At 63.2% G+C, this 12,303-nt stretch carries 15 protein-coding genes; 8 read left to right on the top strand and 7 right to left on the bottom strand.

What is annotated here, in order from left to right:
* The first annotated feature begins 117 nt into the window (after positions 1 to 117).
* From CN673_RS12455 to CN673_RS12445, 3 genes are read left to right on the top strand one after another with little or no spacing between them, the layout of a single operon-like run.
* Positions 118 to 951 carry an RNA methyltransferase gene (locus CN673_RS12455; RefSeq protein WP_099866639.1) on the top strand — a complete coding sequence of 278 codons (834 nt, stop codon included), beginning with the start codon at positions 118 to 120 and terminating at the stop codon, positions 949 to 951.
* Positions 941 to 1,774, top strand: a complete 834-nt coding sequence (gene murI, locus CN673_RS12450) for a glutamate racemase (RefSeq protein WP_099866638.1) — start codon at positions 941 to 943, stop codon at positions 1,772 to 1,774. The genes CN673_RS12455 and murI overlap by 11 nt, the downstream gene beginning before the upstream one ends.
* Positions 1,775 to 1,807: 33 nt before the next feature.
* Positions 1,808 to 1,966: a YqaE/Pmp3 family membrane protein gene (locus CN673_RS12445; protein ID WP_099866636.1), complete on the top strand. Its 159-nt coding sequence runs from the start codon at positions 1,808 to 1,810 to the stop codon at positions 1,964 to 1,966.
* Between the two features lie 18 nt (positions 1,967 to 1,984).
* Here the strand turns inward: CN673_RS12445 and CN673_RS12440 are convergent, their stop codons facing one another.
* Complete coding sequence (locus CN673_RS12440) at positions 1,985 to 2,347, bottom strand: nuclear transport factor 2 family protein (RefSeq protein WP_099866635.1); 363 nt, start codon at positions 2,345 to 2,347, stop codon at positions 1,985 to 1,987.
* 437 nt (positions 2,348 to 2,784) lie between these two features.
* Between CN673_RS12440 and rpsD the strand changes: the two genes are divergently transcribed.
* From rpsD to ttcA, 3 genes are all read left to right on the top strand, one after another.
* Positions 2,785 to 3,402 (top strand): 30S ribosomal protein S4, encoded by a 618-nt coding sequence (gene rpsD / locus CN673_RS12430; protein ID WP_099866632.1) that lies wholly within the window; start codon positions 2,785 to 2,787, stop codon positions 3,400 to 3,402.
* 185 nt (positions 3,403 to 3,587) lie between these two features.
* A complete protein-coding gene (locus CN673_RS12425) occupies positions 3,588 to 4,277 on the top strand; it encodes a hypothetical protein (protein WP_157928890.1) in 690 nt (229 codons plus the stop codon).
* A 14-nt stretch (positions 4,278 to 4,291) separates the two neighbouring features.
* Positions 4,292 to 5,146, top strand: a complete 855-nt coding sequence (gene ttcA / locus CN673_RS12420) for a tRNA 2-thiocytidine(32) synthetase TtcA (RefSeq protein ID WP_099866882.1) — start codon at positions 4,292 to 4,294, stop codon at positions 5,144 to 5,146.
* On the opposite strand, the gene CN673_RS12415 is transcribed toward ttcA, so the two are convergent.
* Complete coding sequence (locus tag CN673_RS12415; protein ID WP_370853039.1) at positions 5,140 to 6,390, bottom strand: multidrug effflux MFS transporter; 1,251 nt, start codon at positions 6,388 to 6,390, stop codon at positions 5,140 to 5,142. The two genes, ttcA and CN673_RS12415, sit on opposite strands and share 7 nt — an antisense overlap.
* A gap of 21 nt (positions 6,391 to 6,411) precedes the next feature.
* On the opposite strand from CN673_RS12415, the gene CN673_RS12410 reads away from it, so the two are divergent.
* Positions 6,412 to 6,624 (top strand): hypothetical protein, encoded by a 213-nt coding sequence (locus CN673_RS12410; RefSeq protein ID WP_099866627.1) that lies wholly within the window; start codon positions 6,412 to 6,414, stop codon positions 6,622 to 6,624.
* On the opposite strand, the gene grxD is transcribed toward CN673_RS12410, so the two are convergent.
* Positions 6,625 to 6,960, bottom strand: coding sequence for a Grx4 family monothiol glutaredoxin (gene grxD, locus CN673_RS12405; protein ID WP_099866626.1), 336 nt, complete (start codon positions 6,958 to 6,960; stop codon positions 6,625 to 6,627).
* 181 nt (positions 6,961 to 7,141) lie between these two features.
* Here grxD and CN673_RS12400 point away from each other — a divergent pair, with 181 nt between their 5' ends.
* Positions 7,142 to 8,557 (top strand): APC family permease, encoded by a 1,416-nt coding sequence (locus tag CN673_RS12400; RefSeq protein WP_099866881.1) that lies wholly within the window; start codon positions 7,142 to 7,144, stop codon positions 8,555 to 8,557.
* Positions 8,558 to 8,594: 37 nt separating this feature from the next.
* Here the strand turns inward: CN673_RS12400 and CN673_RS12395 are convergent, their stop codons facing one another.
* From CN673_RS12395 to purQ, 4 genes are read right to left on the bottom strand one after another with little or no spacing between them, the layout of a single operon-like run.
* Positions 8,595 to 8,828, bottom strand: coding sequence for a BolA/IbaG family iron-sulfur metabolism protein (locus tag CN673_RS12395; RefSeq protein ID WP_099866624.1), 234 nt, complete (start codon positions 8,826 to 8,828; stop codon positions 8,595 to 8,597).
* A gap of 31 nt (positions 8,829 to 8,859) precedes the next feature.
* A complete protein-coding gene (purL, locus tag CN673_RS12390) occupies positions 8,860 to 11,106 on the bottom strand; it encodes a phosphoribosylformylglycinamidine synthase subunit PurL (RefSeq protein WP_099866880.1) in 2,247 nt (748 codons plus the stop codon).
* Positions 11,107 to 11,143: 37 nt separating this feature from the next.
* Positions 11,144 to 11,554 (bottom strand): hypothetical protein, encoded by a 411-nt coding sequence (locus tag CN673_RS12385; RefSeq protein ID WP_099866623.1) that lies wholly within the window; start codon positions 11,552 to 11,554, stop codon positions 11,144 to 11,146.
* Positions 11,551 to 12,225: a phosphoribosylformylglycinamidine synthase subunit PurQ gene (gene purQ / locus CN673_RS12380; RefSeq protein WP_099866621.1), complete on the bottom strand. Its 675-nt coding sequence runs from the start codon at positions 12,223 to 12,225 to the stop codon at positions 11,551 to 11,553. The genes CN673_RS12385 and purQ overlap by 4 nt, the downstream gene beginning before the upstream one ends.
* Between the last annotated feature and the right edge of the window lie 78 nt (positions 12,226 to 12,303).

The following is a 12,303-nucleotide window of genomic DNA, read 5'->3' as shown; positions in this document are numbered from 1 at the left end:
TGATCGGGATGGCAAAGCCGGGGCGGGTGGATATCAGGTGAATTCGCGACTGTCGAAAAGGGCAGACTTTGCGGACCCAGCGTTGCGGTGTATGAGCCGACCAAACAAGGAGCGAGCATGGCGGGTACGGACAGAAAGCGCGACCTGATCGCGGAAGGACCGGCGATCGTTCTCGTCGAGCCGCAGCTTGGCGAGAACATCGGCATGGTGGCGCGCGCGATGGCGAATTTCGGACTGGCCGAGCTCAGGCTCGTCAATCCGCGCGACGGCTGGCCGAGCGAGAAGGCGCGGCAGGCAGCGTCCAAGGCCGATCACGTGATCGACGCCGCACAGGTCTTCGATACGCTGGAGGCAGCGATCGCCGATCTGAATTTCGTCTATGCGACGACGGCGCGCGAGCGCGACGGGTTCAAGCCGGTTGCCGGGCCCGTCGAGGCGGGGCGGACGCTAAGGGCGAAATTCCGGGCGGGAGAGAAGGCCGGCATCCTTTTCGGTCGCGAGCGATGGGGCCTGAAGAACCACGAGGTCGGGCTCGCCGACGAGATCGTCACCTTCCCCGTCAATCCGGCCTTTGCGTCGTTGAACATTGCGCAGGCCGTCCTGCTGATGTCCTATGAATGGATGAATTCGGGCCTTGCGGACCTCAACGACACGGCGTTTTCGCACAATGACATGCGGCCGGCGACGAAGGCAGAAATTTTCGGGCTGTTCGACCATCTTGAAGAGGCGCTCGACGCGCGGGGCTATTTCCGGCCGCAAGACAAGAAACCGAAGATGGTCGACAATCTGCGCGCACTCTTCAGCCGGCGGGATCTTCACAGCGAAGAGATCCACGTTCTGCGTGGTGTGATCAATTCGCTCGATCGCTTCAGCCGGGCGATGCCGCGCGGCAGCGGATCGCCGGATGCAGGCGCAAGCCAGCCTTTGAAGGACGAGCGGCGTGAAGGCTGACCGCGCGCCTCTGCTCGTTTTCGATTCCGGGGTCGGCGGACTGACGGTGCTGCGCGAGATGCGCGTGCTGATGCCGGATCGCACCTTTCTCTATGTCGCGGACGATGCCGGCTTTCCCTATGGGGCGTGGGAAGAAGCGGAACTGACCGCGCGGATGGTCGCGCTTTTCGGCCAGCTGCTCGCGAAGCATCGGCCCGAAATCGTCGTCATCGCCTGCAACACGGCATCGACGCTCGGCCTTGCAGCGCTTCGCAAGGCCTATCCCGACACGCCGTTCGTCGGCACGGTGCCGGCGATCAAGCCGGCGGCAGAGCGCACGCGCTCGGGCCTCGTCTCGGTGCTGGCCACGCCCGGCACGGTCAAGCGGCAATATACGCGGGACCTTATCGCCCAATGGGCGACAAAATGCCATGTGCGCCTTGTCGGCAGTACCGAACTTGCCGGGCTTGCCGAAACCTATATGCGCGAGGGCTTTGTGGAAGAGGACGCCGTCAAGGCGGAGATCGCGCCATGCTTCGTCGAGCAGGCTGGCAAGCGCACAGATATCGTGGTGCTTGCCTGCACGCACTATCCGTTCCTGGTCAACCGCATGCGCAAGACCGCGCCATGGCCTGTCGACTGGCTGGATCCGGCCGAGGCGATCGCGCGGCGGGCGCTCTCGATCCTGCCGGTGGTCGATGACAACGCCGGAGGCGGGGAGGGCGCCGACATCGCGCTGTTCACCTCGGGTGCGCCGGGCAAGTCCATCATCCGGCTCATGAAGGGCTTCGGCCTTGCGGTGCCGATCGAAGAGCGCGTTGCCATGGAACCCTTGGAGGGCTGACCCGTTCTGGCTTCAATCGATAAGGAGTTTCTTATGGACCTCGTCCGCTTCATCATCGCCATCATCCTGCCGCCGCTCGGGGTTCTCATGCAGGTCGGGCTGGGCAAGCATTTCTGGATCAACATCATCCTGACGCTGCTCGGCTACATTCCCGGCATCGTGCATGCGGTCTGGGTCATCGCGAAAAAATAGGCGGCCGCGGAATGGGCGTTATTCGTCCCATGCCTGGACGATGGTCTGGCGCGCAATCTTTCCATCCTTCAGATCCAATGCGGCCATCGATACCACCTTGGTGCCATCCGGATAGGCGCAGTCTTCGGTGAAGGTGAGATGATCGCCCTCGGCGACGCTGGAATGGACGTGATGCGTCATCTGTCTGCTGCACACGTCCTGCCAGAACGATCCGATCGCCTCGCGACCGTGCATCCTGCGCGGCCGGCTCGGCGGATTGTTGCGATCGATGATGGTGAGAACGGCATCATCGGTGTAAAAGCCGGTCAATGCGCCGCCGTCGCTCGCCTCGATTGCCTGCTTGATGGTGATTGGAGTCACAGCACTCGTCGGCCTATCCATCGTCGTCCCTCCATCGCGTGTGGTGTGCATCATGGGTCGCAAGCGGCTTCGGCGCCGCCATGAGGCAGCGCGGACGGGCAGGGGCCGGCGCCGGGATGCTGGTCGCACCGCCGCGCATAAAAGCCGGTATGGCAGAGATCAGGACGATCACCATGGCCAGTGCACCGCGCCGTCGTTGAGCCGGCATTCTACCACGGGCGCGTGCCGGCCGCCTGAAAATTCTCTTTGCGTTGACAAATGCACCGGCTTGGCCTAATCAGCCGCGCAACGCCCGGCGGATTTCGTCGGGCGTTTCATTTGACGTGTCCCGTGGACCGGCATGGCTGTGCCTTGGTCCTGTCAGCGTCCAGCTTTCGGGCTGAATCGCAGAGGAGGGCGCGTTTCCTTCCGGCCCTGCTGAAGAGCAGGGTCACGTTTTTGTTTTGAAAGGAAATGCGATGAGCAAGCGCGAATCGTCCAAGTACAAGATCGACCGCCGCATGGGCGAGAACATCTGGGGTCGTCCGAAGTCCCCGGTGAACCGCCGCGAATACGGCCCCGGCCAGCACGGCCAGCGCCGCAAGGGCAAGCTTTCGGACTTCGGCGTGCAGCTGCGCGCCAAGCAGAAGCTCAAGGGCTATTATGGCGAAATCCGCGAGAAGCAGTTCCGCAAGACCTATGAAGAGGCAAACCGCCGCAAGGGTGACACCTCGGAAAACCTGATCGGTCTTTTGGAGTCGCGTCTGGACGCTATCGTCTACCGCGCGAAGTTCGTGCCGACGGTCTTCGCCGCGCGCCAGTTCGTCAATCACGGCCATGTCAGCGTCAACGGCGTTCGCACGAACATCCCGTCCTATCGCTGCAAGCCGGGCGACGTCATCGAAGTGCGCGAGAAGTCCAAGCAGCTCGTTGCCGTCATCGAGGCGACGCAGCTCGCAGAGCGCGACGTTCCGGACTATCTCGAAGCCGACCACAACAAGATGGTCGCGTCATTCGTGCGCGTTCCCGGTCTCAGCGACGTTCCCTATCCGGTGCAGATGGAACCGAACCTGGTGGTCGAGTTCTACTCGCGCTAAGCGCTCGCGAAAGCGTGACGACACAAGATCTGGCCGCGCGTATGCGCGGCCTTTTCGTTTGTCCATTCGTCATGCATCGTCCGGCGGCGCGGAGGCGATTCGATATCCCGATTTGATCGCCGATCCGTTTTGCGATCTTATACCGCGCGCCTTTACGGAAGCGACCGCACGATACGATAGGCCTCATGGTACCGATATCCGCACATTCGAGCGTAGACCGCCACTATTACAAGGTCATGACGGCGTGTCTGGCGCTGATCGCCATCCTGCTCGGCGCGACACTCGTTGCCTCCGAGCCTTTCGCGCGTTTCCTTCTAAGCGAGGGCGGGCCGATCGAAACGGTGTCGGCGGCCGGCTATATCGTGACGGTCATTTCGCTGTTTCGCGAGGCCGATCTCGGTTTCCTCAAGGAACATTTCCATCTCGTGCTGTTGCCGCTCGCCATGTGCCTGCGGGAAATGGATTTCCATGTCCATTTCACGACGATCAGCATCACCAAGTCGAGCTTCTACGTTTCCGGCGAGGTTCCGCTGATCGAGAAAATCGTCGTGATCTCGATTCTCCTCGTGCTGCTCCTTGCGGTGGTGCAGATGGTGCGCAGGCACGCGCGCGCGTTTCTGCAGAACCTGCGCGAATTCGACGCGACCGCGATTGCAATCATGCTGGCTGGCGCCTGCGCAGTGACGGCCAAGGCGCTTGACGGTATCGGGCGCAAGCTCTCAGGGTTCGGCATCGAGGTGGGCGCCAATGTCGAGGTGGTGTCGCTTGCGGCGGAAGAAGTCCTGGAGCTTGGCATTCCGGTCTTCTTCATGGTCGCCCTTTTCTCGTATTTCGCGCGGGACGACGGCGCGGCAATGCACAAGAGGCGGGGTTGACGATCCGCCCCGACATGGACGGGTTGTCGGCCGAGGTGCCGCCGATCATGCGCGGGGCGCCGGGAGGTGTCTCGTTCAACAAACTTCGCAAGCGGCTATTGCGCCAGGTTCGCCAGGCGATTGACGATTTCGCCATGACCCGCGGCGCCGCGGTTCCGGCGCGTTGGCTAGTCGGCGTTTCCGGCGGCAAGGATTCCTATGCACTCCTGGCGCTGCTTCTCGAGCTTCAATGGCGTGGCCTGCTTGAGGTCGACATCCTCGCGTGCAATCTCGATCAGGGACAGCCGAATTTCCCCAAGCATATCCTGCCCGATTTTCTGACGGCCAACGCAGTGCCGCATCGCATCGAGTACCGCGACACCTATTCGGTTGTGACCGAGAAGGTGCCGGAGAACCGGACCTATTGCGCGCTCTGCTCGCGGCTTCGCCGGGGCAATCTCTACCGGATCGCGCGGGAGGAGGGCTGCGGCGCGCTGGTTCTCGGCCATCACCGGGAAGATATCCTCGAGACGTTCTTCCTGAACCTCTTTCACGGTGGGCGACTGGCAGCAATGCCACCGAAACTGCTCAACGACGACGGTGATCTTCTCGTGCTGCGGCCACTGGCCTATTGCGCGGAGGCCGATCTGGAGAAATTTTCGGCCGGCATGGGGTTTCCCATCATCCCTTGTGATCTTTGCGGTTCGCAGGATGGATTGCAGCGCAACCAGATGAAGGCGATGCTGGCCGATATCGAGCGGCGCATGCCGGGGCGCAAGGACACGATGCTGCGTGCCCTCGCCAACACCCGGCCGTCGCACCTGCTGGATACCGGACTATTCGATTTTGCCTCGATCGTGGCGGCGGCGAAGCCGGGCGTCGATCAATAGGACTTGGCGAACAACCGGCCACCCTCGGCGAACAGAACAAGGGCGAGCGACAGGACCGAGACGGTGAAGAATCCGGCGATCATCGGCACTGCCGTGCCGTTGTAGAGCTGGCCGATCATTGCGCCGATGATCCCGCCGCCAGCGGTCTGCAGGAATCCGAGAACCGACGATGCGGTTCCCGCGACGTGACCGAGCGGCTCCATTGCCAGGGCGTTGAAGTTTGCGCCGATCCAGCCGAACTGGAACATCGCTGCGACGAAGAAGGTCAGGAACAGCCATAGCGGCAAGGTTCCGGCGAGGGAAACGAGCAGCCAGAGGCCGCATACCGCGATGAAACCGAGAAGGGCGGTGTGCGACAGGCGGCGCATGCCGAAGCGCCCGACGAGACGCGAGTTCAGGAACGACGAAAGCGCCATGAAGAGCGCGACGAAGGCGAAGACCGCCGGGAACCAGACGCCGAGACCGTAGATCTCGACATAGATCTGCTGCGCGGAATTGAGGAAGCCGAAGAGCGCGCCGAAGATCGACGCGGTGGCGAATGCGTAGCCGACGGCAGTCCGGTTCGTCAGGACGATCTTGAAGCCTTCGACAATGCGCAACAGGCTGAGCTCGCGACGGTAGTCGGGGTCGAGCGTTTCGGGCAGGCGCGGCACGGCCCAGGCAATGACGGCGAGACCGAAAAGCGCGATGGCGACGAAGATCATGTGCCATTCGCCGAAGATCATGATGATCTGCCCCATGCCCGGTGCGATCACCGGAACGACCATGAACACCATCATGACCATGGACATGATCTCGGCCATCTGCCGGCCGCCATAGATGTCGCGCACCAGCGTGACGGCTATCACCCGCGTCGCGGCGGCGCCAATGCCTTGCGTGAAGCGAAGCGCCAGAAGCAGGCCGAAAGACGGCGCGAATGCCGCGAGGGCGGCGCAAATCACGTAGATCGCCAATCCGGCAAGCAGGGGCTTGCGCCGGCCGAACCGATCGGCCAGCGGTCCGAAGAAGAGCTGCGCGACCCCGAAGCCGAGTACATACGCGGACAGGACCAATTGCCGGCTGTTCTCGTCGGCCACGCCGAGGCTTTCACCAATCTGTTGAAGGCCGGGGAGCATGATGTCGATCGACATGGCGTTGAGAGCCATGAGCGCTGCCACGAAAGCGATGAATTCGTGGCGCCCAAGCGGCGCCATGCGACGCTCGGGCGGAAGATCGGCCGCCGGCGTGCCGGGGCGGGACGTCATGGTGCTCATGGAAACCCTATCATGCTGGCGCGGGCGATCGGCGGGGTGCTCGTGCCCTCGACCGAATACGGCCGTGCGCTTGGACGAGAAGCTAGCTTCGACCACGCTGCGGGCAACCCCGCAATCGGTACGGACATCACAATTGTGCGAATGACGCCATCACCGACGCTTATGGAAACAAAAAGCCCGCCGGAGGGGCCGGCGGGCTTGATCATTCAGCAGGGGTCCGGCTGATCAGGCGGCGCCGCGCACGGCGATGCCCTGTTCGGCCAGATGCGCCTGCAATTCCTGGCTCTGGAACATTTCGCGGATGATGTCGCAGCCGCCGACAAATTCCCCTTTGACATAGAGTTGGGGAATGGTCGGCCAGTTGGAGTAATCCTTGATGCCCTGGCGCAGATCGTCGTCGGCAAGCACGTTGACGCCCTTGTAGTCGACCCCGATGTAGTCGAGAATCTGGACGACCTGACCGGAAAAGCCGCATTGCGGAAACTGCGGCGTGCCCTTCATGAAGACCACGACGTCGTTGCTCTTCACTTCATTATCGATGAAGTCTGCGATGGCGGACATTGGCATACCTTTCGGCCCGCTCGGGCGGGCAATCTGAATGAAAAATCTGTTCCCTAGATAAGGGATCGGACGGGCCGTGTCGAGACTCAGCCCCCCACTGCCGTCGCGATACGGCGCGGTTGAACGGGAACCGCCGCCGCACGAAAGCATTCTACATCAACATATTAGAATGGAGCGGACGATGAGCGACGTTGCTGCCGGTTCGGGTGAGGCTGCCAAGGAGCTGGAGCCCAGTCTCCATCGGGTCATGGGGCCGGGGCTTCTTCTTCTTTTCATCGTCGGCGACGTTCTGGGCACCGGCATCTATGCGCTGACCGGCGAGGTGGCCGCGGAAGTCGGCGGGGTGGTCTGGCTGCCATTCCTCGTTGCCTTCGCCGTCGCGCTCATCACCGCGTTCAGCTATCTCGAACTCGTCACCAAATATCCCAAGGCCGCCGGTGCGGCGCTCTACACCCACAAGGCGTTCGGCGTTCACTTCGTGACGTTCCTCGTCGCCTTCGCCGTCATGAGTTCCGGCATTACGTCGGCGTCGACGGCGGCGCGGGCCTTTGCATCGAACATGTCGGAAGGCTTCGGCCTCGGCATCGAGGGGTTCGGCATCACGTTGATCGCGCTCGGTTTCATGGCGCTCGTCGCGATCATCAATTTTCGCGGCGTTGGCGAGAGCGTCAAAGCCAACGTCGTCCTGACCTGTGTCGAACTGACCGGGCTCCTGATCATCATCATGATCGGCTTCTGGGCTATTGCCGGCGGGCAGGGTGACGTCTCGCGCGCCTTCACCTTCGAGCCGTCCGGCGAGCGCGGCATGTTCTGGTCGGTCATCGCGGCGACAACGCTCGCCTTCTTCGCGATGGTGGGCTTCGAGGATTCGGTCAACATGGCGGAGGAGACCGAGGACCCTTCGCGCATCTTCCCGAAGGTCCTGCTGATCGGCCTGCTGCTGACCGGCGTCATCTATGTCCTGGTGTCGATCTCGGCGATCACCCTGGTGCCGGCCGAAGAGCTCGGCGAGGGCGATACGCCGCTCCTCAAGGTGGTCGAAGCAGGGGCGCCGTGGTTTCCCTTGAGCGTCTTCGGCCTCATCACCATGTTCGCCGTCGCCAATTCCGCGCTCATCAACATGCTCATGGCGAGCCGGCTGGTTTACGGCATGAGCCGCGAAGGCGTCCTGCCGCGGCTTTTCGGCAAGGTCCATCGCGCGCGCCGCACGCCCTATACCGCCATCGTCTTCACCACGCTCCTGGCAGTCGGGCTGATCACCTTCGTCGGTGCTGTTCCCGATCTCGGAGGAACGACGGCCCTCCTGCTGCTCGGCGTTTTCACGATCGTTAACATCGCCGTTCTGGTGCTGCGGCGGGACACGGTCGACCACGAGCACTTCAAGTCGCCGATGGGCATGCCGGTTCTCGGGGCGCTGACCTGCGCGTTCCTGGTCGGCCCCTGGACCGGGCGCGATCCCATTCAGTATGCGATTGCGGGCGTATTGCTCGTCATCGGCGTCGCGCTCTGGTTCGTCACTGTAATGATCATGCGATCGGGCGCGCTGGAAGGCGACGATGACCTTCCGCCCAGCCGCAAGACCGGCCCGGTCAACTGACCGGGCGGCCGATACAGTTCGCTGATCTGGCGATGCGTCAGTCCGGGGCGCTGGTCTGCAGCGCGAGGGCGTGGAGGACGCCGCCCATGTTTCCCTTGAGGGCCTGATAGACCATCTGGTGCTGCTGCACGCGGTTCTTGCCGCGGAAGCTTTCGGAGACGACCTCGGCGGCATAGTGGTCATTGTCGCCGGCAAGGTCGCGGATCGTCACCTTCGCGTCGGGGATCGCATCCTTGATCAGTCGTTCGATGTCACCTGCGCTCATCGGCATGAGGCATCTCCTATATTCATCGCGGGCATGGTCAGGCGGCGTCTGTCGCGGATGTGACCGGCGCATCCATGTAGTTCGGAAACCAGCCTTCGTGCGCATCGCGCAGCCTGTCCAGTGAAATGGCGATTGTGTCGTCGATTTCCAACATCGAACCGCCGACGTGACCAAGACGGCGGAACGGCAGGCCGGCGCCTTCGGCGTTCATGCAGAGGAAATTGGCAAGCTCCGAGGAGACGGTCACGATGTAGCGCGCCTGATCCTCGCCGAACAACAAGGCGTGCGGTGCGTGGCCCGAGGCGACGGCATCGGCAAGAGAGAGCGTCATGCCCTTGCCGCTGGCCAGTGCCATCTCGGCGAGGGCGAGGGCGAGGCCGCCGGAGGAAATGTCATGACAGCTGGTCACCTGCCCGTTGCGGATCGCCGAGCGAACAAAATCGCCATTGCGCTTCTCTATGGCGAGATCGACCTCGGGCGGCGGGCCATCAGCCTGACCGAGGATGTCGCGAAGATAGGCGGACTGGCCGAGATGGGTGCCGTCGCCGCCAAGCAGGATGACGGCGTCACCGTCATTCGCCCCACCGACGCGGGCCGTCATCTGCCAATCGGGGATCAGGCCGACACCGGCGATCGTCGGGGTCGGCAGGATCGCTTCGCCGTTGGTCTCGTTGTAGAGCGAGACATTGCCCGACACGATGGGGAAGCCGAGGACGCGGCACGCTTCGCCGATGCCTTCGACCGCCTTGACGAACTGACCCATGATTTCCGGGCGCTCGGGATTGCCGAAATTGAGGTTGTCGGTGGCAGCCAGCGGCTCGGCGCCGACGGCCGTCAGATTGCGCCAGCATTCGGCGACCGCCTGCTTGCCCCCCTGATAGGCGTCGGCCTCGCAATAGCGCGGCGTGACGTCCGACGAGAAGGCGAGCGCCTTGCTGGGATGGCCCTCGACGCGCACCACACCTGCGTCACCGCCGGGCAGTTGCAGGGAGTTTCCCTGGATCAGCGTGTCGTACTGCTCCCAGACCCACCGGCGCGAGGCGTGATTGGGCGATCCGACGAGGCCGAGAAGCGCCTCCGCGTAATTCTCCGGTTCCGCGATCTGGCTGGCGGCGAGCGGTGAATAGAGGCCCGGCTCGCGCCATGGACGATCATACTCCGGCGCTTCGTCGCCCAGTTCCTTGATCGGCAGATCGGCGACCTCCTCGCCCTGGTGCAGGACGCGGAACCTGAGATCGTCCGTCGTCTTGCCGACGATCGCAAAGTCGAGGCCCCATTTGCGGAAGATCGCTTCGGCTTCCTCTTCCTTCTCCGGCCGGAGCACCATGAGCATGCGCTCCTGGCTCTCGGACAGCATCATCTCATAGGCACTCATGCGCTCTTCGCGCACAGGCACCTTGTCGAGATCGAGCTCTATGCCAAGGTCGCCCTTTGCGCCCATCTCGACGGCCGAGCAGGTCAGTCCGGCCGCGCCCATGTCCTGGATGGCGATGACCGCGCCGGTCTGCATGAGTTCGAGGCAGGCTTCCAACAGGCACTTCTCGGTGAAGGGGTCGCCGACCTGGACCGTGGGACGCTTTTCCTCGATGTCCGCATCGAATTCGGCGGACGCCATCGTCGCGCCGCCAACGCCGTCGCGGCCGGTCTTGGCGCCGAGATAGACCACGGGAAGGCCAACGCCTTCGGCCTTCGAATAGAAGATCGCGTCGGTCCTGGCGAGACCGGCCGCGAAGGCATTGACGAGGCAGTTGCCGTTGTAGCGCGCGTCGAACTCGACTTCGCCGCCGACCGTGGGCACACCGAACGAATTGCCGTAGCCGCCGACACCAGCCACCACGCCGGCGACGAGATGACGGGTCTTGGCGTGATCGGGCTCGCCGAAGCGCAGTGCGTTCATGGCCGCAATCGGCCGCGCGCCCATGGTGAAGACGTCACGCAGTATGCCGCCAACCCCCGTCGCCGCGCCCTGATAGGGCTCGATGTAGGAGGGGTGATTGTGGCTTTCCATCTTGAAGACGACGCAGTCGCCGTCACCGATGTCGACCACGCCGGCGTTCTCGCCGGGGCCCTGAATGACCTGCGGACCGGTGGTGGGCAGGGTGCGCAGCCATTTCTTGGAGCTCTTGTAGGAGCAGTGCTCGTTCCACATGGCCGAGAAGATGCCGAGCTCCGTGAAGGAGGGCTCGCGGCCGATGAGATTCAATATGCGCTGGTATTCGTCGGGCTTGAGGCCGTGCGCCTCGATCAAATCCGGGGTGATTTCGATGCTGTTCTTTATGGTCATCGGTTCTTCGATACTCGATTTTTCCTCGGCGATGGGCTCAGGCCTGCGCACCGCAACTTTGTGAGCCGCTGGCCCAGCGGGCGATGTCGGCTCTCACTCGGGGTCCCACCGGCTGATCGAGCAGCGGCCCGAACAGATCGATGGCGCCGGCTTCGCCCTTGGCCTCGACGACGAGCAGAGGTCGGCCTCCAAAATCGTTCTCGGGTACGAGCAGGAACCGCGGCCGGCCGGAAAATGAGTTCAGCTCATTGGCGAAGCTGAAGCTTGCGAAGGCAGGATCGCCGCTGGCGAACCAGCAACGATGGGCGGGGATGGCGACCTGCTCCATCGTGCGCAGCGCGGCGCTCTTGCCGGATGCCGCGGGTGCCGGGTCGACGGCCGGGCCGGACTGACAGGCAGACAAGAGGCCTGCTGCAAGGATGAAGGCCGGGCGAAGCGCTGCGATCATGCCGCGACCGTATCGAGCGCCGATTCGAAAAGGGCGCGACCATCGACGCCGCCGTGAGCGGCTTCGATCAGGTTTTCAGGGTGCGGCATCAGGCCGAGCACGTTGCCGGCCTCGTTGACGATGCCGGCGATGTCATTGAGCGAGCCGTTCGGGTTGGTGCCCTCGGCATAGCGGAATACGACCTGGCGGTTGTCCTCGATGCGTTTCAGCGTATCGACCTCCGCGAAATAATTGCCATCGTGATGCGCGACTGGGCAGCGGATGACCTGATCCTTCGCGTAGGCACGGGTGAAGGCGGTTTGCGCATTGACGACCTGCAGCTTGACTTCGCGGCAGACAAATTTGAGCGAGGCGTTGCGCATCAGTGCACCCGGCAGAAGCCCGGCTTCCAGCAATATCTGAAAACCGTTGCAAACGCCGATCACGCGGGTGCCGCGCCCGGCGGCGTCGCGCACCGCCTGCATCACCGGCATGCGTGCGGCGATCGCCCCGCAGCGCAGATAGTCGCCATAGGAAAAACCGCCTGGAATGACGATGAGATCGGTATCGGCAGGGATCTCGGTCTCGGTCTGCCAGACGGTCAGCGGCGGCGTGCCGGCAATCTTGGTCAGCGCGGCGATCATGTCGCGGTCGCGGTTCAGGCCGGGGAGAAGGAGGACGGCGGATTTCATCGTCTCATTTCCGGTTCGCGTCGAAGGGTACGGCCCGCTTCTAGCGGAACTCTCCGGCCATGGCGAGAGGCGTTGCGC

Source organism: Neopararhizobium haloflavum (assembly GCF_002750855.1).
GTDB classification, from domain to species: domain Bacteria; phylum Pseudomonadota; class Alphaproteobacteria; order Rhizobiales; family Rhizobiaceae; genus Georhizobium; species Georhizobium haloflavum.
This window is presented reverse-complemented; position numbering and strand designations above follow the sequence as displayed.

Coding starts and splice junctions, on each gene's coding strand:
- ttcA (WP_099866882.1), top strand. CDS start 4,292: ATGGACGGGTTGTCGGCCGAGGTGCCGCCGATCATGCGCGGGGCGCCG.
- purL (WP_099866880.1), bottom strand. CDS start 11,106: ATGACCATAAAGAACAGCATCGAAATCACCCCGGATTTGATCGAGGCG.
- CN673_RS12385 (WP_099866623.1), bottom strand. CDS start 11,554: ATGATCGCAGCGCTTCGCCCGGCCTTCATCCTTGCAGCAGGCCTCTTG.
- CN673_RS12410 (WP_099866627.1), top strand. CDS start 6,412: ATGCTGGCGCGGGCGATCGGCGGGGTGCTCGTGCCCTCGACCGAATAC.
- CN673_RS12455 (WP_099866639.1), top strand. CDS start 118: ATGGCGGGTACGGACAGAAAGCGCGACCTGATCGCGGAAGGACCGGCG.
- purQ (WP_099866621.1), bottom strand. CDS start 12,225: ATGAAATCCGCCGTCCTCCTTCTCCCCGGCCTGAACCGCGACCGCGAC.
- grxD (WP_099866626.1), bottom strand. CDS start 6,960: ATGTCCGCCATCGCAGACTTCATCGATAATGAAGTGAAGAGCAACGAC.
- CN673_RS12400 (WP_099866881.1), top strand. CDS start 7,142: ATGAGCGACGTTGCTGCCGGTTCGGGTGAGGCTGCCAAGGAGCTGGAG.
- CN673_RS12395 (WP_099866624.1), bottom strand. CDS start 8,828: ATGCCGATGAGCGCAGGTGACATCGAACGACTGATCAAGGATGCGATC.
- CN673_RS12425 (WP_157928890.1), top strand. CDS start 3,588: ATGGTACCGATATCCGCACATTCGAGCGTAGACCGCCACTATTACAAG.
- CN673_RS12445 (WP_099866636.1), top strand. CDS start 1,808: ATGGACCTCGTCCGCTTCATCATCGCCATCATCCTGCCGCCGCTCGGG.
- CN673_RS12415 (WP_370853039.1), bottom strand. CDS start 6,390: ATGACGTCCCGCCCCGGCACGCCGGCGGCCGATCTTCCGCCCGAGCGT.
- CN673_RS12440 (WP_099866635.1), bottom strand. CDS start 2,347: ATGGATAGGCCGACGAGTGCTGTGACTCCAATCACCATCAAGCAGGCA.
- rpsD (WP_099866632.1), top strand. CDS start 2,785: ATGAGCAAGCGCGAATCGTCCAAGTACAAGATCGACCGCCGCATGGGC.